Raw genomic sequence first — 21,538 nt, forward strand, 5'->3', positions numbered from 1 at the left:
GCCGAGCAGGGCCCGTACCCTTGTCCCGTGAGCAGCAGCCCCGTCCCAGACGCCCTTCTCGGGCCCGCCGACGTCCGTGAACTCGCGGCCGTTCTCGGTGTGCGCCCCACCAAGCAGCGTGGTCAGAACTTCGTGATCGACGCCAACACGGTCCGACGGATCGTGCGGACCGCCGAGGTGCGGTCGGACGACGTGGTCGTGGAGGTCGGGCCGGGGCTCGGGTCGCTCACCCTCGCGCTCCTGGAGGCCGCCGACCGCGTCACCGCCGTGGAGATCGACGACGTGCTGGCCGGCGCGCTGCCCGCGACCATCGCGGCGCGGATGCCCGAGCGGGCCGGACGTTTCGCGCTGGTCCACTCCGACGCGATGCACGTGACCGAGCTGCCGGGCCCGCCCCCGACCGCGCTCGTCGCGAACCTGCCGTACAACGTCGCCGTCCCCGTCCTGCTGCACATGCTCGATACCTTCCCGAGCATCGAGCGCACCCTCGTCATGGTCCAGGCGGAGGTCGCCGACCGGCTCGCCGCGGCGCCCGGTTCGAAGGTGTACGGCGTCCCGTCCGTGAAGGCCAACTGGTACGCCGAGGTCAAGCGGGCCGGCGCGATCGGGCGCAACGTCTTCTGGCCCGCGCCGAACGTCGACAGCGGGCTCGTCGCGCTCACCCGCAGGGCCGAGCCGATCAAGACCACCGCGTCGAAGCGCGAGGTGTTCGCGGTGGTCGACGCGGCCTTCGCACAGCGCCGCAAGACCCTGCGCGCCGCCCTGTCCGGCTGGGCCGGCTCGGCCGCGGCGGCGGAGGCGGCCCTGGTCGCGGCGGGGGTGTCCCCGCAGGCTCGCGGCGAGTCCCTGACGGTCGAGGAGTTCGCCCGCATCGCGGAGTGCGCCAAGTCGCAGGCCGCCGACACCGACACCGACACCAAGGAGCCCGGTCACCAGTGAGCGTCACCGTTCGCGTTCCCGCCAAGGTCAATGTCCAGCTCGCGGTGGGTGCCGCGCGGGCCGACGGGTTCCACGACCTGGCCAACGTCTTCCTCGCGGTCGGCCTCCACGACGAGGTGACCGTGACGCCCGCCGACGAACTCCGCGTCACCTGCGAGGGCCCGGACGCCGACCAGGTGCCCCTGGACCGTACGAACCTCGCCGCCCGGGCCGCCGGCGCGCTCGCCGAGCGGCGCGGCATCGAACCCGCCGTGCACATCCACATCGCCAAGGACATCCCGGTGGCCGGCGGCATGGCGGGCGGCAGTGCGGACGGCGCGGGCGCGCTGCTGGCCTGCAACACGCTGTGGCAGGCCGGCGCCTCCCGGGCCGAACTGCTCGCGATCTGCGCCGAGTTGGGCAGTGACGTGCCGTTCAGCCTGGTGGGCGGCGCGGCACTCGGCACCGGGCGCGGCGAGCGGCTGACGACGCTGGAGGTCGGCGGCACCTTCCACTGGGTGTTCGCGATGGCGGAGCGCGGGCTGTCGACGCCGGCCGTGTTCCGGGAGTTTGACCGGCTCGCGGAGGGGCTCGACATCCCGGAGCCCGTCGCCTCGCAGGAGTTGCTGGGGGCCCTCGCGAAGGGCGACCCCGACGCGCTCGCCGCCGCCGTCTCCAACGACCTTCAGCCCGCGGCCCTTTCGCTCTTCCCCGAGCTCGCCGACACCCTCGCCGCGGGCCGCACCGCCGGCGCCCTCGCCGCGCTGGTCTCCGGCTCGGGGCCGACGACCGCGTTCCTGGTGCGGGACGCCGAGTCGGCGGTCAAGGTCGCCGAGGCGCTGGGGAGTTCGGGTACGTGCCGGAAGGTGCGGACGGCGTCGGCGCCGGCGCCCGGCGCGACCGTGCTGAGTGCCTGACGGGCGACTGGCTGACAGGCGACTGACAGACTCCTGACCTGCATAAATATGCAGAAGAGGTGTAACCTACGACACAGTAATTTAATGTTCAGCAATCAGTTGCAAGATCCCTTTCGTCCTCTCTGTTCCAGAGGAACGGCTGGCATGATCAGCCGACCCCGGCCCCCGTTACCGGTGGTACCTCCGAGAGGAATCCCCCCATGGGACACATGGATCACTTCAGCGCCGGATGGGTCACTCCCGTCCTGTCCTATGTGATGGCCTGCGTCGGCTCGGCGCTCGGCCTGCGCTGCACCGTCAGGGCGCTGGAGGCGGACGGTGCCTCCAAGCGGAACTGGCTGACCCTCGCCTCCGTCGCCATCGGCTCCGGCATCTGGACCATGCACTTCATCGCCATGATGGGCTTCAGCGTCGAGGGCACGCCGATCCGTTACGACGTCCCGCTCACCGTGCTCAGCCTGCTGATGTCCGTGGGCGTGGTCGCGGCCGGCGTCTTCGTCGCCGGGTACGGGCGCTCGCGCGTGACCTCGGTCCTGTTCGGCGGGCTCGGCACGGGAGTCGGTGTCGCGGCGATGCACTACACCGGCATGGCCGCGCTGAACCTGCACGGCGAGGTGGACTACGACCCGGCCCTCGTCATCGCCTCCGTCATCATCGCGGTCGTCGCGGCCACCGCGGCCCTCACGCTCACGCTGATCGTGCGCGGGCCCGTGCTCGCGGCCGCGGCCGCGCTGGTCATGGGGCTTGCGGTGAGCAGCATGCACTACACCGCGATGTACGCGGTGAGCATCGTGATCTCGCCCAGCAGCGCGGGGTTGCCGGGGGCGACGCCGACGGAGTTCATCTTTCCGCTGGCGGTCGTGCTGGGGTCGTTCCTGTTCCTGGCGGCGGCGTACGTCGCGCTTTCGCCGACCGGTAAGCGGCATGAGTCGGCTGTCGCCGCGGAGTTGTTGCGTGAGGTTGAGCTGACCACCGCGTAGAGCTCCCATGTGAGTGCTGCGTTCTGTCGTTGGCGGCTGCCGGTTCGTTGTGGCTGGTCGCGCAGTTCCCCGCGCCCCTTTGGGGGCGCTTTCCCTCGCCCCGATAATGAGGTTCCCCATGCGTGTTCTACGCGCGTCCGGTCGGCTGCGGCCCAGGTCGGTCCGAGCCAAGATCGTGTCCCTGCTCATGCTGCCCATCGTGTCCCTCATGGCACTGTGGGGATTCGCCGCCGTGACCACCGCGTCCAGCATCGGTGACACCGAGCGGGCCAAGGACGTCAACTCCGAACTCCTCACCCCCGTCGGCGACTTCGTCACCGCGCTGCAGGCCGAGCGGACCACCGCCCTGCGGCAGGCCGCCGCGCCGGGCGCCTTCGCGACGGCTCGGAAGGCCACCGACAAGGCCGCCGCCGCGCTCCTCGACGGCATCAACTCCACCAGTTCCGATGCCGCTCTCCTCAACGGGAGCCTGCCGAAACGTATCGCCAGTCTGAAGGCCGGAGCCGAGGGGCTGGCGCAGCTGCGGGCCGAGGTGACGGGGAAGAACGCGGCGCCCGCCACGGCGTACACGGACTACTCGGCGGTCATCGAGCACGCCTTCCTCGTCACCGGAGCGCTCACCGGGGACCGCGGGACCGACGCGGCCTCCGAGGCGCGCGTGGTGCTGGAGCTCGCGCGGGCGCGCGAGGCGCTCGCACAGGAGCAGGCGCTCATAGGGGGCGCGCAGGCGCGCGGAACCTTGTCACAGGCGCAGTACGCGCAGTTCGTGGGCGCCGTCGCGACCCAGCGCGAGCTGCTGGAGCCGGCGGTCGCCGATCTCAAGTCCGCGCACCGGGCCACGTACCGGGAGGTCCTGGACGGGACGGAGTACGCGCGCGTGCAGGCCGTGGAGAACCGGGTGCGCAGTGCCGGGCCGGGGGCGTCGGCCGTCTCCGCCGGTTTCCTGACGGGCTGGGACAAGGCGGCCTCCGAGGTCCTCGACGGGCTGACGGTGGCCGAGACCCAGGCCGGTACGGGTGCCACGGCCAAGGCGAATCCTTTCGGCTGGGACACGCTGGGCGCGTCCGGTGTCGCCGTGGTGCTCGGGCTGGTCGGTGTGCTGCTGTCGCTGCTCGTCTCCGTGCTCGTCGGGCGCGGGCTCATCGTCGAGCTGCTCGACCTGCGCAACGACGCCCTGGAGGTCGCCGGACGCCGGCTCCCGCAGGCCATGCGCAAGCTGCACGCCGGACAGGGCGTCGACATCGACGCCGAAGCGCCCATGCGCCGGCTGGTCGGCGACGAACTCGCCCAGGTGGGCACGGCGTTGACCGCTGTCCAGCGGGCCGCGCTCAAGGCCGCCTCCGAGCGCGCGGAGCTGCTCAGCGGGATCTCCGGGGTGTACGTCAGCCTCGCGCGCCGCAGCCAGGTGCTGCTGCACCGGCAGTTGGACCTCCTGGAGGGCATGCAGCAGCGCCGGCAGGACCCGGCCGAGCTGCACGACCTGTACCGCGTCGACTACCTGGCGACCCGGATGCGCCGCCACTCCGAGAGCCTGCTCATCCTGTCCGGCATCGCGCCGGGCCGCGGCTGGCGCGACCCGATCCCCCTCGCCGACGTGCTGCGGGCCGCCGTCGCCGAGATCGAGAACGCGCCGCGCGTGCAGATCTGGGCGGTGCCGAAGGTGTCGGTGGTCGGCGGATCGGTCGCCGACGTGATCCATCTCCTCGCCGAACTGGTCGAGAACGCGGCCGCGTTCTCCCCACCGAGCACCAAGGTGCAGCTGCGGGCGGCCCGGATGCGGGACGGCGTGCTCATCGAGGTGGAGGACAGCGGTTTCGGCATGAACGAGGAGGCGCTCGCCGAGGCCAACCGCAAGATCCAGTCCGACAAGGTCGACCTCCTGGACGCCAAGCAGATCGGCCTGTTCGTGGTCAACCGGCTGCGCGAGCGGCAGGGCCTCCGCGTCGAGCTGCGGCCGTCCCCGAACGGCGGTGTCACCGCGGCGGTGCTGATCCCGGAGAACCTCACGCGCGATGACATGCCGGTGGGCGAACAGGCCGTCGGCGGACGGGGCTTGGCGCCCGCGGCCGCGCTGATCCCGCAGCAGCGGTACGGCGCGGCCGGGGCGTGACGGCGTAGTCGATCTTCGCCCGATCTCCACACGGATGTACCACGACGGCAGTACGGACGGGGCGGGTGGGGCGGATAGGGTCCGTTGATACTTCAAGCGCCTGCTGTCGCGGATACCCTCCGCCCAGTCGCGCGCGTGTCCTCTGCCACGTCCTCTGCACTGCCGAAGGATCGACCCGTGTCCGAACCCCCCACCCCCACCCATCGCAGGAAGCGGTCTCTGTCCCGTCGCGGCGTGATCGGTGCCGCCGCGGCCGTCGCCGGCGCGGCCGCCGTGACCCCGGCGGTCTTCGCGGCCACCGACTCGGGCGCGTCGGACTCCGCCGACGCCGGCACGAAGCCGGAGCGGTTCCCCGCCACCCGCACCGACGCCGCGACCGGCGCCGGCACGGCCACCACCTCCTTCGCGGCCTCCTACGTCGGCGTCCGCTGGAGCGGCGCGGCCGACGGCGCCGGGATCCGCTTCCCGTCCGACACCTCCTGGCAGTCGCTGGGCGGCGGCTGCGCGAGCGTCGACGGCGGCGGTACGGCACTGGTCGCGGCCGGATCCGCGACGGCGTACGAACTGAAGGCGCCCGACGGGGCGACGGACGTGCGCTCGCTGGCGATCGACACCACCGGCGGCCCGGACCGCACCTTCAAGGTGCCGAGCGAGCCCACGCGCGTGCGTGGCGTGCGTTATCTCTCCCGGCCGGCCTGGGGCGCCGACGAGTCGAAGCGGTACAAGGACGGCCAGGTCAACTCGCCGGAGAAGTACTACGCGCTCCAGTCGATCACCGTCCACCACACGGACACGCCCAACGACGACCCGGACCCGGCGGCGACCGTCCGTGCGATCTACGAGTACCACGCGGTCACCCTGGACTGGGGCGACATCGGCTACCACTTCCTGATCGACGAGGCCGGCAACGTCTACGAGGGCCGCTACTCCGGCGACGACGGCATCCCCGCCTTCGACCCCGACGGCAACCTGGTCACCGCCTTCCACACCGCCGGCTTCAACTCCGGCAACCTCGGCATCGCCCTGATCGGCACCCTCGTCGACCAGCCCCCCACCGACGCGGCCAAGGCCTCACTCACCCGCCTCATCAAGGTCGTCGCCCGCTTCAAGGGCCTCGACCCGCAGGCGAGGATCACCTACACCAACCCCGTCAACGGCGTCACCAAGGACGTCACCACGGTCAGCGGCCACCGCGACTGGCTCCAGACCGACTGCCCCGGCCAGACGATGTACGACCTCCTGACCGAGGTCCGAGCGGCCGCATCCCGCTGACCGGCAAGTTGTCCACAGGCCTGACCTGCACGGGATCGGTCACCGACCGGCGAGCATTACGCTGGGAGGCTGATCGATCCCCCTGGGCAGGAGAGAAATGGCCGTCAACCTGGTCAATGTCGAGAACGTCAGCAAGGTGTACGGCACCCGTGCGCTGCTGGACGGTGTCTCGCTCGGCGTCTCCGAGGGCGATCGCATCGGCGTCGTGGGCCGTAACGGCGACGGCAAGACCACCCTCATCCGGATGCTGGCCAAGCAGGAGGAGACCGACACCGGACGGGTCACCCACTCCGGCGGACTGCGGCTCGGCGTGCTCACCCAGCACGACTCCCTCGACCCCGCGGCGACCGTCCGGCACGAGGTCATCCGGGACATGGCCGACCACGAGTGGGCGGGCAACGCCAAGATCCGCGACGTGCTCACGGGACTGTTCGGCGGGCTCGACCTGCCCGGCTTCCCGCAGGGCCTCGACACCGTCATCGCGCCCCTGTCCGGCGGCGAGCGGCGCCGTATCGCGCTCGCCAAGCTGCTCATCGAGGAACAGGACCTGATCGTCCTCGACGAGCCGACGAACCACCTCGACGTCGAGGGCATCGCCTGGCTGGCCGGGCATCTGCGCGAGCGCCGCTCCGCGCTCGTCTGCGTGACGCACGACCGCTGGTTCCTCGACCAGGTGTGCACGCGCATGTGGGACGTGCAGAAGGGCGCCGTCTACGAGTACGAGGGCGGCTACTCCGACTACGTCTTCGCGCGTGCCGAGCGCGAGCGCATCGCCGCGACCGAGGAGGCCAAGCGGCAGAACCTCGTCCGCAAGGAGCTGGCCTGGCTGCGGCGCGGCGCACCCGCGCGCACCTCGAAGCCGCGCTTCCGGGTCGAGGCCGCCAACGAGCTCATCAAGGACGTACCGCCGCCCCGGGACAGCAGCGAGCTGATGAAGTTCGCGTCCTCGCGGCTCGGCAAGACGGTCTTCGACCTGGAGGACGTCACCGTCCAGGCCGGCCCCAAGGTGCTGCTCAAGCACGTCACCTGGCAGCTCGGCCCCGGCGACCGCATCGGCCTGGTCGGTGTGAACGGCGCGGGCAAGACCTCCCTGCTGCGGGCCATGGCCGAGGCGGCGCGGACCGAGGGCGAGACACAGCCCGTCGGCGGCCGGGTCAACGTCGGCAAGACCGTCAAGCTCGCCTACCTATCCCAGGAGGTCGCCGAGCTGAACCCCCACACGCGCGTGCTGGAAGCCGTCCAGCAGGTGCGCGAGCGCGTCGACCTCGGCAAGGGGCGCGAGATGACCGCCGGGCAGCTGTGCGAGACGTTCGGCTTCAACAAGGAGAAGCAGTGGACGCCGGTCGGGGATCTGTCGGGTGGTGAGCGCCGCCGCCTCCAGCTGTTGCGCCTCCTCATGGACGAGCCCAATGTCCTCTTCCTCGACGAGCCCACCAACGACCTCGACATCGAGACCCTGACCCAGCTGGAGGACCTCCTCGACGGCTGGCCCGGCTCGATGATCGTCATCTCCCACGACCGGTTCTTCGTCGAGCGCACCACCGACCGGGTGTTCGCGCTCCTGGGCGACGCCACGCTGCGGATGCTGCCGCGCGGGATCGACGAGTACCTGGAGCGGCGCAAGCGCATGGAGGAGGCGGTGGCGGCCTCGGCGCCCGTCGCGGACAAGGCCGCCGCCGACACCTCGCAGAAGAGCGCCGCCGACCAGCGCGCCGCCAAGAAGGAACTCCAGAAGATCGAGCGGCAGTTGGACAAGGTCTCCGAGCGGGAGACCAAGCTGCACGCGCAGATCGCCGAGAACGCCACGGACTTCGCGAAGGTGGCCGAACTGGACGCCGAGCTGCGGGACTTGGCAGGTCAGCGGGACGAGCTGGAGCTGCGCTGGCTGGAGCTTGCCGAAGACGCGTGAAGGACGCGCGAGCGCGCGTAACGAGGGCATCACGGGCCGGTCGTCCCTTGGGAACAGGGGATGAACCGGCCCCCTGCGTTGTCAGTGACAGGTGATACAAAGGTCCGTCTGATGGCTAGAAATCAGTGACTGAACGGGGGAACGCGCTGATGACCCAGCCGCCCAACCAACCGCCGCAGGGCGGCTTCGGACCACCACCGGACCAGCCACCCCAGGGCGCCTTCGGCGCCCCGCCACCGCCCCCATACGCCCCGCAGCCTGGCCAACCCGGCCAGCAGCCCGGCCAATACGGTCACCAACCGGGCCCGTACGGCCAACAGCCACCAGGTCCGTACGGCCAGCAGCCCGGCCCCTACGCCCAGCAGCCCGGCCCGTACGGGCAGCCGCAGCAGCCGGGGCCCTACGGTGCCCAGCCCGGTTACGCCTACCCGCCGCAGCCCCAGTACCCCGGGGCGCCCGGCACCCCGCCGCCCGGCAGCGGCGGTTCCAAACGGAAGCCGGTCCTGATCGTCGCCGCGGTGGTCGCCGCGCTGGCCGTCATCGGCGGCACCGTCTTCGCCCTGAGCGGCGGGGGAGACGACGACAAGAAGCCGGTCGCCGGGCAGAGCGACGACGCCAAGGACTCGGCCTCGCCCGATCCCACCGGCTCGGGGAGCGGCGGCGGTTCCGACCCGGACGGCTACAACGACGGCCGCCAGAGCGGCGAGGCCAAGGTTCTCTGGTACAAGCCGCCGCCGGACGCGCCCGGTTCCGGCGCGGACGCGCCCGGTATGTGGATCACCGACAGGACGGCGGTGAAGGCGGCGTACAAGCAGGTCTTCGCCTACGGCGTGGGCGACGGCGAGACGGCCTGGGGTCCGATCGCCTTCCCGCAGAAGATCTGCGCGGTCACCCCGCAGAAGTCGGCCGACGACAAGGTCGTGGTGGCGTACGAGAGCGGCACCAGCAGCCGCGCCCGCTGCAACATGCTCCAGCAGCTGGACCTGAACACCGGCGCGAAGGGCTGGAGCGGCACGCTCCCCGAGGGCGCGCTGTTCGACAGCACCGTCACGCTCTCGCTGTCCATCACCGGGAAGACGGTCATGGCGGGCCGCGCGCAGTCCGGCGTGGCGTACGACGTCGACAGCGGCAAGAAGCTGTTCGAGAAGACGAAGTACGGCGACGCCTGCTTCCCGACCGCGTTCGCGGGCGGCGGCAGGCTGATCTCCGTCGCGACCTGCAAGGCCGGCGAGGCGAGCGCGCACGACGAGATCCAGGAGCTCGACCCCACGACCGGCAAGACCAAATGGACGCAGAAGTTCGACAAGGGCTGGTCGGTCGCGCGGACCTACTCCGTCGACCCGCTCGTCGTCTACAGCACGAACGAGGACAAGAAGGCCTGGAACATCTCCACCTTCACCGGCACCGGGAAGTTCCGCTCGCAGGTCTCCTTCGACGAGGACTTCGCGCCGCTGTGCGGCTGGGCGATCCTCTCGCGCGACCTCCAGGGCTGCGAGGGCGTGGCCGCCGACTCCACGACCCTCTACCTGCCGACGAAGGCCACCACCGGGCCGAACGAGATCGTCGCGGTCAACCTGGCCGACGGCAAGGAGAAGTGGCGCGTCAAGTCCCCGGCGGACGAGTCGATGCTGCCGATGAGGGTCGAGGGCGGCAAGCTCGTCGCCTATGTCGAGCCGTCGTACGACGCGGGCGGCCAGGTCGTCTCCATCGCGACCGGCGGCTCGACGCACAAGCCCGTGACGCTGCTGCGGAACCCGCAGTCCACCGCGAGCCTGGAGAGCGGCTTCTACTCCAAGGCCTTCGACTGGGTCGACGGACGCTTCTTCATCTCCTCCACCCGGCTGAGCGGCAGCGACGACTCCAAGGCGAAGCTGATCCTCGCCTACGGCAAGTAGCCCCTCCCCACCCGCCGCCCGCTCAAGAGGTACCCACACCATGACCCAGCCCCCACCCCCACCACCCAACCAGCCTCCGCAGCAAGGGGGTTTCGGCCCGCCGCAGGGTGGGCAGCCGCAGCAGCCCGGCGCTTTCGGCGCACCCCAGGGCCCGCCGCAGCCCCCCGCCCCCCAGCCGGGCTACGGCGCCCCCCAGCCGCCCGCACAGCCGGGTTACGGCTACCCGCAGGCACCCCAGCCGGCCCAGCCGCCGCAGGCTCCCCAGGGGCCTCCGCAGGCCCCGCAGCAGCCGTACGGGCAGCCGGGCGCGTACGGGCAGCCCGTGCCGCCCCCGGCCCCGCCCTACGGCCAACCGCCCAACCCCTATGCCCAGCAGCCCGGTTACGGCTACCCGCCGGGTGCCGTGACGCCGCCGTACCCGCAGCCGGGGCAGCCCGGCGGCGGGCGCAAGGTCAGCACACCGCTGATCGTCGCCCTCGCCTCGGTCGTCGCCGTCGCGCTGGTCGTCGGCGGCATCTGGTACGCCAAGTCCGGTGACGGCGACGGGAACAAGAAGGACGAGACCGCGAGCTCCAGCGGCGGTACCGGCGGCACGGACGACACCGGCGGCAGCGGCGGCGTCGACGGCAAGGGCCAGGAGAAGGTGCCCGCCGACACCAACGCCCGACTGGCGTTCACGCTGCCCGTGCCCAAGGTCACCGACACCACCGTGGTCGACGGCTCCTGGCTCACCGACAAGGCGTACATCAAGAGCGGTGTCGCCGAGATCAACGCGTACGACCCCGACAAGGGCACCAAGCTGTGGACGATCAAGCTGCCCGGCCCGGTCTGCACGGTCAGTGAGCACACCACCGACGACGGGAAGGCAGCGGTCGTCTTCCAGCCGAAGATGCCCCCGAAGGGCAGGTCCGAGGGCTGCAGCCAGGTCGCCGCGATCGACCTGGACGCCGGGAAGAAGCTGTGGACCAAGTCGGTCGACTCCGACGGCCGCCTGCTCACCTACGGCAACGTCACCGTCAGCGCGAACACGGTCGCCGCCGGCGGCACCAGCGGCGGCGTCGCCTTCGACCTGACCAGCGGCAAGCAGCTGTGGGCGCCGAAGCCCAGCGACAACTGCTACGACGCCGGTTACGCGGGCGGCGAGAAGCTGGTCGCCGTCCTCAAGTGCGGCGAGTACGGCGAGCGCGTGCTGCACATCCAGACCATCGACCCGGAGTCCGGCGAGGTGATCTCGGAGTACAAGATGACCCAGGGCATCGAGTACGCGGCCGTCGTCTCGACCGACCCGCTGGTCGTCGCCGCCGACGCGGGCGACAGCGCGGGCGACGGCAGCGAGATCTCGGACTTCTACTCCGTCGACAACAAGACCGGCAAGCTGATCACCCGTATCTCGGCGCCCGGCAAGCAGTACGCGGCCCGCTGCGACGCGATCTCCAGGATCGAGTACTGCACGGGCGTCGCGGTCGGCAACGGCCGCCTGTACGTGCCGACCGAGGAGCACGACGGCTCCAAGTCGTACAGCCGGACCAACGAGATCGTCGCCTTCGACCTCGCCACCGGCAAGCAGACCGGCCAGCGCGCCGACGCCGGCGACGGCTACACGATCACCCCGCTGCGCATGGACGCCGGCAACGTGATCGCGTACAAGCGGCCGCCGTACGACAAGGGCGGCCAGATCGTCAGCATCGACGGCGGTTCCTTCAAGGAGACCAAGCTGCTGGAGAACCCGGCCTCGGGCACCGCGCGCGAGGCGGAGACCACGATGTCGCCGGACTACTCGGAGATCCTCTACTCGCAGGGCCATCTGTACATGGCGGGGGAGTTCGCCGACAAGGGCTCCACCTACGGGAAGAAGTACCTGGCACTGGCGTTCGGTACCGGCGACTGAACCACTGTGCGCCGTCCGCGGCCCCGTCCCTGCTCAGGGACGGGGCCGTGCGCGTACCACCCATCAAACTCGAATGCGAGGAAACCAAGATATGCAAGATATTCCGCCGATCCGGGGCACTTCTCACCGGTAGGGGGAGCGCAACGTCGAACAAGCGTGTAGCTTCCGGGGGCATGAAGAGCGGGGGAGCGGGAGGGGGCTCCTGTCCGCGCGGACCAGTGGGCATCCATAGTGGGGCATCCGTGGGGATCCATTGGGGGGACTGGGGGGTTGCTCGATGGGAGTGCGGCTCATGGTGGTCGACGACCACCGACTGCTCGCCGAGGCGCTGGCCTCGGCGTTGAAGCTGCGCGGGCACCGGGTGCTCGCCGCGGCGGCGCCGGCCGCGGGCGCGGCGGAGCTGGTGATCACCCGTGCGCCGGAGGTGTGCCTGCTGGGTACGGCGACACCGGCCGAGCCGGGCATCTTCGACCCGGTGGTGAAGATCAAACGGGAGCGTCCGCAGGTCGCGGTCCTGGTGCTCGGCCCGGTGCCGAGCCCACGCGGCATCGCGGCGGCCTTCGCCGCGGGCGCCTCCGGCTACGTACGCCATGACGAGCGCATCGAGGGGGTCGAGCGGGCGATCATGAAGGCACGGGCGGGGGAGGCGGCGGTCGCCCCCCAGCTCCTCCAGGGCGCCTTCAGCGAACTCCTCAACCCCGCCGCCCAGCCCGACGACGAGGGCCAGCGCCTGCTCCAGATGCTCACCCCGAGGGAGGTGGAGGTCCTGGTCAGAGTCGCGGACGGCGAGGACACCCGCCTGATAGCGGCAGGCATGGGCATCGCCCCCAGCACGGCCCGCACCCACGTCCAGAGGGTCCTGATGAAGCTGGGAGTGGGTTCACGTCTCGAGGCGGCGGCACTGGCAGCACGCACGGGCTTGCTGGACCGAGCGGGCCCTGTGAACTCCGCCCCGGAGTAACCGAAGCGCTACTCCGCCTTCTCCTCCTCCACCGGAGGCGGCGGAGGCGGAGTGGGCCGAAGCCTCAGCCACACCAGGAAGAAGACACCCAGCAGCAGCATCCCCAGGCCGGTCCACAGATTGATGTTCACGCCCTGTGCCTTGTCGATCGCGGCCTGGTCGTCCACCAGCCCCGTGATCCCGACGATCAGCCCGTACAGCACGAACAGCCCGCCGATGATGCGCCGCAGGTCGAAGATCCGCGCGGCCGTCGCGGACTTCTGCTGGAGTTCGCTGACCTCACGCTGGACATCGCGCTCGGAGTAGTCGGACATGGTCTCGTCACCTCTCTCTCAGTGTGCGGTCAGAACGAGAACGGGATGTAGCAGGCGGCCGCGATGACGATCGCCCCCCAGCCCAGCAGCGCCGGCCTGCGGTACCACGCGTCGTCGCCCTCGCCGGGCGGCTCCTCCATGCCGGGTGACCGGGTGCCGTACACCAGGCCCTGCAACTCCTCCGCCGGCTTCGGCTTGGTGAAGAGGGAGACGATCACCATCACAACCGCACCGGCCACGAACCCGGCGATCGCGGAGACGAAGTTGGCGCCCTGGTCGGAGGGGATGCTGATGACGTCCTTCTTGTAGAGGACGAAGTAGTTGACCATCGCCGTGACCGTGCCGGCGAGCAGCCCCCAGAAGCCGGACTTCGCGGACGCCCGCTTCCAGAACATGCCGACGATGAAGACCACGAACATCGGCACGTTGAAGAAGGAGAACAGCGTCTGCAGGTAGCTCATGATGTTCGAGAAGGTCGACGCCAGGAACGCCGTGCCGACCGACGCCGCGACGCCGATCACCGTGATCAGGCGCCCGAAGCGGACGTAGTACTCGTCCTCCCGCCCCCTCACCACGTACCGGCCCCAGATGTCGTTGGTGAACACCGTGTTGAAGGACGACACGTTGGCCGCCATGCCGGCCATGAAGGCCGCGAGCAGCCCGGTCACCGCGATGCCCAGCACGCCGTTCGGCAGCAGCTGTTCCATCAGGTAGGGGATCGCGTCGTTGTACTGAAGGTCGGACCCGGACGTGCCGATCTTCGGCACCAGCGCGGCGGCGACCAGCCCCGGGATCATCACCAGGAAGACGATGAAGATCTTCGGGTACGCGGCGATCAGCGGCGTCCGCTGCCCGGCGGAGAGGTTCTTCGCGGACAGCGCGCGCTGCACCTCGGCGAAGTTCGTCGTCCAGTAGCCGAAGGACAGCACGAAGCCGAGGCCCAGCACGATGGTCAGCCAGTTCGCGCCCAGCGGGTTGGCGCTGCCGATGCCGGTGCCGCCCCAGGCGGTGGTGAAGTTCGCGCCGTGGGTCGCGGTGAGCTTGTCGGTCAGACCGCCCCAGCCGCCCACCTTCTTCAGGCCCAGCACGACGATCGGGATGAGGGCGGCCAGGATCACGAAGAACTGGAGCACCTCGTTGTAGATCGCCGAGGACAGACCGCCGAGGGTGATGTACGCCAGCACGAAGGCACCGGCGACCAGGATCGCCACCCACTGCGGCCAGCCCAGCAGCGCCTCGACCACGATGGCCAGGGCGTACAGGTTCACACCGGCGATCAGAACCGCAGCGAAGGCGAACAGGATCGAACTCAGCAGGTGTGCCCACTTGTCGAAGCGCAGCAGCAGCATCTCGGGCACCGAGCGCACCTTGCTGCCGTAGTAGAAGGGCATCATCACCAGGCCGAGGAAGACCATGGCCGGGATGGCGCCGATCCAGTACCAGTGCACGGTGTACGCGCCGTACTGCGCGCTGTTGGCGGCCATGCCGAGGATCTCGGTGGCGGCCAGGTTGGCGGAGATGAACGCCAGACCGGTGATCCAGGCGGGCAGCGAGCGCCCGGAGAGGAAGAAGTCGAGGCTGGTCTTCACGGATCTGCGGGCGGCGAAGCCGATGCCCAGGACGACCGCGAAGTAGATGCCGAGGATCGTGTAGTCGAGCCCGTTCGTGGGGAGGCGGAGCTCGGCTGCCAGGTATGGGGGGATATGCACCTGGTTATTCAACACGTCAGCTGGTGTCCTTTGTTTGATTGCGACGTTGACGCTGGTGGTGCGTTGTGTTTCGATGTGTTCGGTTCTGTTTGATGATTGAGTGGCTCGAATAGGGAGTCGCAGTGAAGAAGACCTCGACCCGGCTGGCCGACGGTCGCGAGCTCATCTACTACGACCTGCGCGACGACAACGTGCGGGACGCGGTGGACCGGCGTCCGCTGGAGCGGACCGTCACGACCTCCGAGATCCGCCGCGACCCGCTGCTCGGCGACTCGGTGGCGATCGCCTCGCACCGCCAGGGCCGCACCTACCACCCGCCGGCCGACGAGTGTCCGCTGTGCCCCTCCGAGGGCGACCGGCTCAGCGAGATCCCGGACTCGTCGTACGACGTCGTGGTCTTCGAGAACCGTTTCCCCTCCCTGGCCGGCGACTCCGGCCGCTGCGAGGTGGTCTGCTTCACCTCCGACCACAACGCCTCCTTCGCCGACCTCACCGAGGAGCAGGCCGCGCTGGTCCTGGAGGCGTGGACGGACCGCACTTCGGAGCTGTCGCATCTCCCCTCCGTGGAGCAGGTGTTCTGCTTCGAGAACCGCGGCGAGGAGATCGGCGTGACGCTCGGCCACCCGCACGGCCAGATCTACGCCTACCCGTTCACCACCCCGCGCACCGCCCTGATGCTGCGTTCACTCGCAACTCATAAGGAGGCCACGGGAGGTGAGAACCTCTTCGACGCCGTTCTCGAGAGCGAACTCGCCGGTGAGCGGGTCGTCCTGGAGGGTGAACACTGGGTCGCCTTCGTGCCGTACGCCGCGCACTGGCCGTACGAGGTCCACCTGTACCCGAAGCGCCGGGTGCCGGATCTGCTCGGGCTCGACGAGGAGGCGCGCACAGAGTTCCCCCAGGTCTATCTGGAACTCTTGAGGCGCTTCGACCGGATCTTCGGCGACGGTGAGCCCAAGACGCCGTACATCGCGGCCTGGCACCAGGCCCCGTTCGGCGCGCTGGAGGAGTTCGACGGCGTCAACCGCGACGACTTCGCGCTCCATCTGGAGCTTTTCACCATCCGACGGACCTCCGGCAAGCTGAAGTTCCTCGCGGGTTCCGAGTCCGGCATGAGCGTGTTCATCAACGACATCCGGCCGGAGGCCGCGGCCGAGCGACTGCGAGAGGTAGCGAGTTGATGAAGTACCTGGTGACGGGTGGCGCGGGTTACGTCGGCAGTGTCGTGGCCCAGCACCTGCTGGAGGCCGGCCACGAGGTCGTCGTCCTCGACAACCTCTCCACCGGCTTCCGCGAGGGCGTCCCCTCCGGCGCGACGTTCGTCGAGGGCGACATCCGGGACGCCGCCAAGTGGCTGGACTCCTCCTTCGAGGCGGTGCTGCACTTCGCCGCCTCGTCCCAGGTCGGTGAGTCCGTCGTCAAGCCCGAGAAGTACTGGGACAACAACGTCGGCGGCACCATGGCCCTGCTCGGCGCGATGCGCGAGGCCGGCGTCCGCAAGCTGGTCTTCTCCTCCACGGCGGCCACGTACGGCGAGCCGAAGGAGGTCCCGATCGTCGAGACCGCCGAGACGGCCCCCACCAACCCGTACGGCGCCACCAAGCTCGCCGTCGACCACATGATCACCGGCGAGGCGGCCGCCCACGGCCTGGGCGCGGTCTCCCTGCGCTACTTCAACGTGGCCGGCGCGTACGGCGCCCACGGCGAGCGGCACGACCCCGAGTCCCACCTGATCCCGCTGGTCCTCCAGGTCGCCCAGGGCAGGCGCGAGGCGATCTCCGTCTACGGCGACGACTACCCGACGCCGGACGGCACCTGCATCCGCGACTACATCCACGTCGCGGACCTCGCCGAGGCCCACCTGCTCGCCGTCCGGCACGCCACGCCCGGCGAGCACCTGATCTGCAACCTCGGCAACGGCGAGGGCTTCTCGGTGCGCCAGGTCATCGAGACGGTCCGCGAGGTCACCGGCCACCCGATCCCGGAGGTCGTGGCCCCGCGCCGCGGCGGCGACCCGGCGGTCCTGGTGGCCTCGGCGCGGGCCGCCCGCGAGAAGCTCGGCTGGAACCCGTCCCGCGCGGACCTCGCGGGAATCGTCGCGGACGCCTGGGAGTTCGCGCAGAAGATCGCAAGGGAGCAGTAGTGGAGCAGGTGCAGCGCGGTTTCGTGGAGCTCTACGGGACCGAGCCCGAGGGCGTCTGGTCGGCGCCGGGCCGCGTCAACCTCATCGGTGAGCACACCGACTACAACGACGGCTTCGTGATGCCCTTCGCGCTGCCGCACACCGCCGTCGCGGCCGTCTCCCGGCGCGCCGACGGCGTGCTGCGCCTGCACTCGGCGGACGTCGAGGGCGGGGTCGTGGAGCTGCGCCTGGACGACCTGGCCCCGGAGTCCGACCGGAACTGGACGGCGTACCCCGCGGGCGTGGTCTGGGCGCTGCGCGAGGCCGGTCACCCGGTGACCGGCGCCGACGTGCACCTCGCCTCGACGGTCCCGTCGGGCGCGGGCCTGTCGTCCTCGGCGGCCCTGGAGGTCGTCATCGCGCTCGCCCTGAACGACCTGTACGAACTGGGCCTGCCGCGCTGGCAGCTGGCCCGGCTGTGCCAGCGCGCCGAGAACGTCTACGTGGGCGCGCCGACCGGGATCATGGACCAGACGGCCTCCGCGTGCTGCGAGGAGGGCCACGCCCTCTTCCTCGACACGCGGGACCTCTCCCAGAAGCAGATCCCCTTCGACCTGGCCGCCGAGGGCATGCGCCTGCTGGTGGTCGACACCCGCGTCAAGCACGCCCACAGCGACGGCGAGTACGGCAAGCGCCGGGCGGGCTGCGAGCGGGGCGCCGCGCTGCTGGGCGTCGACGCGCTGCGGGACGTCCCCTACGACGGTCTCGACGACGCCCTGGCCCGGCTCGGGGACGACGAGGAGGCGGTCCGGCTGGTCCGGCACGTCGTCACCGAGGACGAGCGGGTGGAGAAGACGGTCGCCCTGCTGGAGTCGGGCGAGACGCGCGCGATCGGCCCGGTCCTGGTCGCCGGCCACGCCTCCCTCCGCGACGACTTCCGCATCTCCTGCCCGGAGCTGGACCTGGTCGTCGACACCGCCCTCGCCTCCGGCGCGCTCGGCGCCCGGATGACCGGCGGCGGCTTCGGCGGCTCGGCGATCGTCCTCGCGGAGGCGGCCGACGTGGACACCATCACGAAGGCGGTCGAGGAGGCGTTCGCCGCCGGCGGTTACACGGCGCCCAGGGTGTTCGAGGCGGTGCCTGCGGCTGGGGCTCGGCGTTTGAGCTGAGCGTTCTGGGGGCTGCCGCCCCCAGACCCCCGCCTTCGGCCTGAACGGCCTCGTCCTCAAACGCCGGACGGGCTGAATATGCTCACCCGAGTCGCTTTGTCAGCGTGTACTCCGTGATCCCCGGCGGATAGTCGGGGATCACGCACACCACCTCGTACCCCCGCTTCTTGTAGAAGCCCGGCGCCTGGAAGTCCCACGTCTCCACCCGGGACCGGTCGCAGCCGCGTTCGGCCCGTGCGATCCGTTCCGCCTCCGCGAGCAGTTGCGAACCCAGGCGGGTGCCGCGGTGGGTCTCGTCCACCCACAGGTAGGTCACGTGCAGCCAGCTCGTCCAGGTGTGGCCGACGAGCCCGCCGGCCAGTTCGCCGCCCTCCGTCAACGCCCAGACGTGGAGCGGAAGTTCGCGTTCACCTGGGGTTCCGCGCAGGGCGCGGAGCACCGGCGAGGCCGCCGTGTTGGTGTCCCGCAGCCGCATTCGGAGAAGATCGCGCCGGGCCTTGTCGACTTCTGTCTCAAGACGAAACATGCGGCTCACCATAAACGCGTCGGTCGGCCAGTTCTGCAAATTACCTTCCGCTCCAGGCCCCCGGCCGTACCCTGATGAACAGCACCGGTGGGGGCCGGTGCTGATCAGGGGGCGAGACAGTCGGGTACGACACCCGAAGTGGGGGTAGCAGTTTCCGCACGGCGGCGGCCGTGGTGGGCCATCGCGCTTCGGGCGTCGTACCTGCGCCCGTACCGTCTCCCGACAAAGGGGTATCCCCTGCTCTTTCAAGGAGCTTGGGGAAGGGGGTTTCGTGGTTCGCATCCGAGTGCTGGTCGTCGACGACCACCGTATCTTCGCCGAGTCGCTCGCCGCCGCCCTGGCGGCCGAGCCCGACGTCGACGTCTCCGCCGCCGGCAGCGGTCCCGCCGCGCTGCGCAGCCTGGAGCGCGCGGCCGCCGAGGGGCGCCGCTTCGACGTACTGCTGGTCGACTCCGATCTGGGCGGCAACGTGCAGGGCATACGCCCCGCCGTCCCGGTCCAGGACAACAACGAGGACGGGCTCGTCGACGGGATCTCGCTGGTCGCCGGGGTGCGCACCGCGCAGCCGGGCGTACGGATCGTCGTGCTCGCCGAGAAGGACGATCCCCGGCGGGCCGCGCTCGCCCTGCAGGCCGGGGCCTCCGGCTGGGTCGCCAAGGACTGCTCGCTGTCCCGGCTGCTCAATGTCATACGAGGGGTCCTGCGCGACGAGACCCATCTGCCGCCGGCGCTGCTCACGGGCGTGCTGCGGGAGCTGACGGCCGCGCGCAAGCACCGCACCGAGAGCGAACGGCTCGTGGAGTCGCTGACCCCGCGGGAGCGGGAGGTGCTCCGGTGCATGGTCGCGGGCCTCGGCCGCAAGGCCGTCGCCGAGCGGCTCTTCCTCTCCCCGCACACCGTCCGCACCCATATGCAGAACGTCCTCGGCAAGCTGGGCGTCCACTCCACCCTGGCCGCGGTCGCGCTGGCCCGCCGGGCCGGGGTCGGTCCCGTCGACCTAGCCGGGGATGTTGTCGAACGGGGCGGTCAACTGGCGTAGCAGACCCGCGAGTTCGCCTCGCTGGGCCCGGGAGAGCTCGGCGAGGATCGCGCGCTCCTGGTCGAGCAGTCCGGCCAGGGCCTGGTCCGCGCGGTCCCGGCCCTCGTCGGTCAGCCGCACCAGCACCCCGCGCCGGTCGCTGGGGTCGGGCAGCCGCTCCACCAGGCCCTTCTTGGCCAGCCGGTCGATGCGGTTCGTCATCGTGCCCGAGGTGACCAGGGTCTGCGTCAGCAGCTGTCCGGGCGAGAGCTGATACGGCGTCCCGGCCCGTCTGAGCGCGGTCAGCACGTCGAACTCCCAGGGCTCCAGGCTGTGCTCGGCGAAAGCCAGCCGGCGCGCCCGGTCCAGATGCCGGGCCAGTCTGCTCACCCGGCTGAGCACCTCGAGCGGTTCCACGTCGAGGTCCGGGCGCTCCCGGCGCCATGCTGCGACCAGCCGATCGACCTCGTCCTCCATGGCGATCAGTGTAGTGGTTGTGTCGACATGAAGTCTCTTGATGTCGAGTCTCTTTATGTCAAGCCTCTCGATATCTAGTCTCTTGACATCAAGAGAAATTTTCCGGGAAGGTGGACGGCATGAAGACGCCCACCTGGGACCCGGCCCAGTACCTCCGTCACGCAGGCCACCGCGCCCGCCCCTTCGTCGACCTGCTCGCCCGCGTCCCCGACCTCCCCGCGGCGCAGCCCGCCGTCGCCGACCTCGGCTGCGGCCCCGGCAACGTCACCGTGCTGCTCGCCGACCGCTGGCCCACCGCGCACATCACCGGGTACGACAACTCGCCCGAGATGCTCGACCAGGCGCTGACGGAGCACGAGGGGCCGACGCCGGGCGGCGGACGCCTCGACTTCTCCCACGCCGACGTCCGCACCTGGACGCCCCCGCGGCCGTACGACCTGATCGTCTCCAATGCCACGCTGCAGTGGGTGCCGGGGCACGCGGACCGCTTCGCCGACTGGGTCGCCGGGCTCGTCCCCGGCGGGACCTTCGCCTTCCAGGTGCCCGGCAACTTCTCGGCGCCGAGCCACCAGCTGATGCGCGAACTCGCCCACTCCGCCCGCTGGAAGGACCGCCTCGCCGAGACCCTCCGGCACGACGACGCGGTGCTCGCGCCGGAGACCTACCTGGAGAAGCTGACCGGGCTCGGCTGCGAGGCGGACGTCTGGGAGACCACGTACGTCCATCTCCTGAGCGGCGAGGACCCGGTCCTCGACTGGGTGAAGGGGACGGGGCTGCGGCCGGTGCTCACCGCGCTCGCCGATGATCCGGAGGCCCGGGAGGAGTTCGTCGGCGAGTACCGCGCGGCCCTGCGCGAGGCCTATCCGGCGACCGCGCACGGCACGCCGTTCCGGTTCCGCCGCATCTTCGCCGTGGCCCGCAAGGGGGCCTGATGCTGACGGCCGTCGACCATGTGCAGCTGGCGGCGCCGGCGGGCTGCGAGGACCTCCTGCGCGCGTACTACGCCGACGTCCTCGGCATGGAGGAGATCCCGAAGCCGCCGGTGCTCGCGGCGCGGGGCGGGTGCTGGTTCCGGGCGGGGACCGTGCAGCTGCATCTGGGGATCGAGGAGGACTTCCGTCCGGCGCGGAAGGCCCACCCGGGGCTGCTGGTCACGGGCATCGAGGCGTACGCCTCCAGGCTGGAGGCCGGGGGAGCGCGGGTCGTCTGGGACGGGAACCTGCCGGGGCACCGGCGCTTCTACTCCGAGGACCCCGTGGGCAACCGGCTGGAGTTCCTGGAACCGGTTTGCCCCACCCCGTGAGGGTTACCCGCCGTGGCGTCAGGCGAGTCCCGTGTCACTGGGAGTGATCT

General features: G+C 70.7%; 19 protein-coding genes. 15 read left to right on the top strand and 4 right to left on the bottom strand.

Going from position 1 to position 21,538, the window contains the following annotated elements; translation table 11 throughout:
• Nucleotides 1–27: 27 nt before the first annotated feature.
• The 9 genes from rsmA to MQP27_RS15490 all read left to right on the top strand — a co-directional run bounded on the left by rsmA (nt 28) and on the right by MQP27_RS15490 (nt 12,850).
• Complete coding sequence (rsmA, locus tag MQP27_RS15450; RefSeq protein WP_242765672.1) at nt 28–939, top strand: 16S rRNA (adenine(1518)-N(6)/adenine(1519)-N(6))-dimethyltransferase RsmA; 912 nt, start codon at nt 28–30, stop codon at nt 937–939.
• Nucleotides 936–1,835: a 4-(cytidine 5'-diphospho)-2-C-methyl-D-erythritol kinase gene (locus tag MQP27_RS15455; protein ID WP_242765674.1), complete on the top strand. Its 900-nt coding sequence runs from the start codon at nt 936–938 to the stop codon at nt 1,833–1,835. The genes rsmA and MQP27_RS15455 overlap by 4 nt, the downstream gene beginning before the upstream one ends.
• A 200-nt stretch (nt 1,836–2,035) precedes the next feature.
• Nucleotides 2,036–2,815: an MHYT domain-containing protein gene (locus tag MQP27_RS15460; protein ID WP_242765676.1), complete on the top strand. Its 780-nt coding sequence runs from the start codon at nt 2,036–2,038 to the stop codon at nt 2,813–2,815.
• 118 nt (nt 2,816–2,933) lie between these two features.
• Nucleotides 2,934–4,925: a sensor histidine kinase gene (locus tag MQP27_RS15465; protein ID WP_242765677.1), complete on the top strand. Its 1,992-nt coding sequence runs from the start codon at nt 2,934–2,936 to the stop codon at nt 4,923–4,925.
• A gap of 177 nt (nt 4,926–5,102) precedes the next feature.
• Nucleotides 5,103–6,197, top strand: a complete 1,095-nt coding sequence (locus MQP27_RS15470) for a peptidoglycan recognition protein family protein (RefSeq protein WP_242765679.1) — start codon at nt 5,103–5,105, stop codon at nt 6,195–6,197.
• Nucleotides 6,198–6,294: 97 nt separating this feature from the next.
• Nucleotides 6,295–8,106: an ABC-F family ATP-binding cassette domain-containing protein gene (locus tag MQP27_RS15475; RefSeq protein ID WP_242765680.1), complete on the top strand. Its 1,812-nt coding sequence runs from the start codon at nt 6,295–6,297 to the stop codon at nt 8,104–8,106.
• 149 nt (nt 8,107–8,255) lie between these two features.
• Entirely contained in the window at nt 8,256–10,001 is a 1,746-nt protein-coding gene (locus MQP27_RS15480; RefSeq protein ID WP_242765681.1) for a PQQ-binding-like beta-propeller repeat protein, read from the top strand.
• A 40-nt stretch (nt 10,002–10,041) separates the two neighbouring features.
• The gene (locus MQP27_RS15485) at nt 10,042–11,889 is read left to right on the top strand and encodes an outer membrane protein assembly factor BamB family protein (protein WP_242765683.1); all 1,848 of its coding nucleotides are present in this window, start codon (nt 10,042–10,044) and stop codon (nt 11,887–11,889) included.
• A gap of 277 nt (nt 11,890–12,166) precedes the next feature.
• Nucleotides 12,167–12,850, top strand: a complete 684-nt coding sequence (locus tag MQP27_RS15490; protein WP_242765684.1) for a helix-turn-helix transcriptional regulator — start codon at nt 12,167–12,169, stop codon at nt 12,848–12,850.
• An 8-nt stretch (nt 12,851–12,858) separates the two neighbouring features.
• Here MQP27_RS15490 and MQP27_RS15495 read toward each other — a convergent pair whose 3' ends face one another.
• Together MQP27_RS15495 and MQP27_RS15500 are read right to left on the bottom strand one after the other, a co-directional pair.
• Complete coding sequence (locus tag MQP27_RS15495) at nt 12,859–13,164, bottom strand: hypothetical protein (protein WP_242765685.1); 306 nt, start codon at nt 13,162–13,164, stop codon at nt 12,859–12,861.
• Between the two features lie 29 nt (nt 13,165–13,193).
• On the bottom strand, nt 13,194–14,873 hold the full coding sequence (locus MQP27_RS15500) for a sodium:solute symporter family protein (RefSeq protein ID WP_242765687.1): 1,680 nt from the start codon (nt 14,871–14,873) through the stop codon (nt 13,194–13,196).
• Between the two features lie 122 nt (nt 14,874–14,995).
• On the opposite strand from MQP27_RS15500, the gene galT reads away from it, so the two are divergent.
• Genes galT through galK form a run of 3 tightly spaced genes read left to right on the top strand, consistent with a single transcriptional unit; the run spans nt 14,996 to nt 18,164 of the window.
• Entirely contained in the window at nt 14,996–16,054 is a 1,059-nt protein-coding gene (galT, locus tag MQP27_RS15505) for a galactose-1-phosphate uridylyltransferase (protein ID WP_242765688.1), read from the top strand.
• Nucleotides 16,054–17,016: a UDP-glucose 4-epimerase GalE gene (galE, locus tag MQP27_RS15510; protein WP_242765689.1), complete on the top strand. Its 963-nt coding sequence runs from the start codon at nt 16,054–16,056 to the stop codon at nt 17,014–17,016. Before galT ends, galE begins: the two co-directional genes overlap by 1 nt.
• Entirely contained in the window at nt 17,016–18,164 is a 1,149-nt protein-coding gene (galK, locus tag MQP27_RS15515; RefSeq protein ID WP_242765690.1) for a galactokinase, read from the top strand. Before galE ends, galK begins: the two co-directional genes overlap by 1 nt.
• An 82-nt stretch (nt 18,165–18,246) precedes the next feature.
• Here galK and MQP27_RS15520 read toward each other — a convergent pair whose 3' ends face one another.
• Nucleotides 18,247–18,702 (bottom strand): GNAT family N-acetyltransferase, encoded by a 456-nt coding sequence (locus MQP27_RS15520; protein ID WP_242765691.1) that lies wholly within the window; start codon nt 18,700–18,702, stop codon nt 18,247–18,249.
• A gap of 259 nt (nt 18,703–18,961) precedes the next feature.
• Here MQP27_RS15520 and MQP27_RS15525 point away from each other — a divergent pair, with 259 nt between their 5' ends.
• Entirely contained in the window at nt 18,962–19,729 is a 768-nt protein-coding gene (locus MQP27_RS15525) for a LuxR C-terminal-related transcriptional regulator (protein ID WP_242765693.1), read from the top strand.
• Here MQP27_RS15525 and tamR read toward each other — a convergent pair.
• Nucleotides 19,688–20,185, bottom strand: coding sequence for a MarR family transcriptional regulator TamR (gene tamR / locus MQP27_RS15530; RefSeq protein ID WP_030941878.1), 498 nt, complete (start codon nt 20,183–20,185; stop codon nt 19,688–19,690). The two genes, MQP27_RS15525 and tamR, sit on opposite strands and share 42 nt — an antisense overlap.
• 119 nt (nt 20,186–20,304) lie before the next feature.
• On the opposite strand from tamR, the gene MQP27_RS15535 reads away from it, so the two are divergent.
• Both MQP27_RS15535 and MQP27_RS15540 read left to right on the top strand, forming a co-directional pair.
• Nucleotides 20,305–21,117: a trans-aconitate 2-methyltransferase gene (locus MQP27_RS15535; protein WP_242765695.1), complete on the top strand. Its 813-nt coding sequence runs from the start codon at nt 20,305–20,307 to the stop codon at nt 21,115–21,117.
• Complete coding sequence (locus MQP27_RS15540; RefSeq protein WP_242765696.1) at nt 21,117–21,488, top strand: VOC family protein; 372 nt, start codon at nt 21,117–21,119, stop codon at nt 21,486–21,488. Before MQP27_RS15535 ends, MQP27_RS15540 begins: the two co-directional genes overlap by 1 nt.
• Nucleotides 21,489–21,538: the final 50 nt, after the last annotated feature.

The organism is Streptomyces cylindrosporus, from assembly GCF_022698165.1.
Lineage (GTDB): Bacteria > Actinomycetota > Actinomycetes > Streptomycetales > Streptomycetaceae > Streptomyces > Streptomyces cylindrosporus.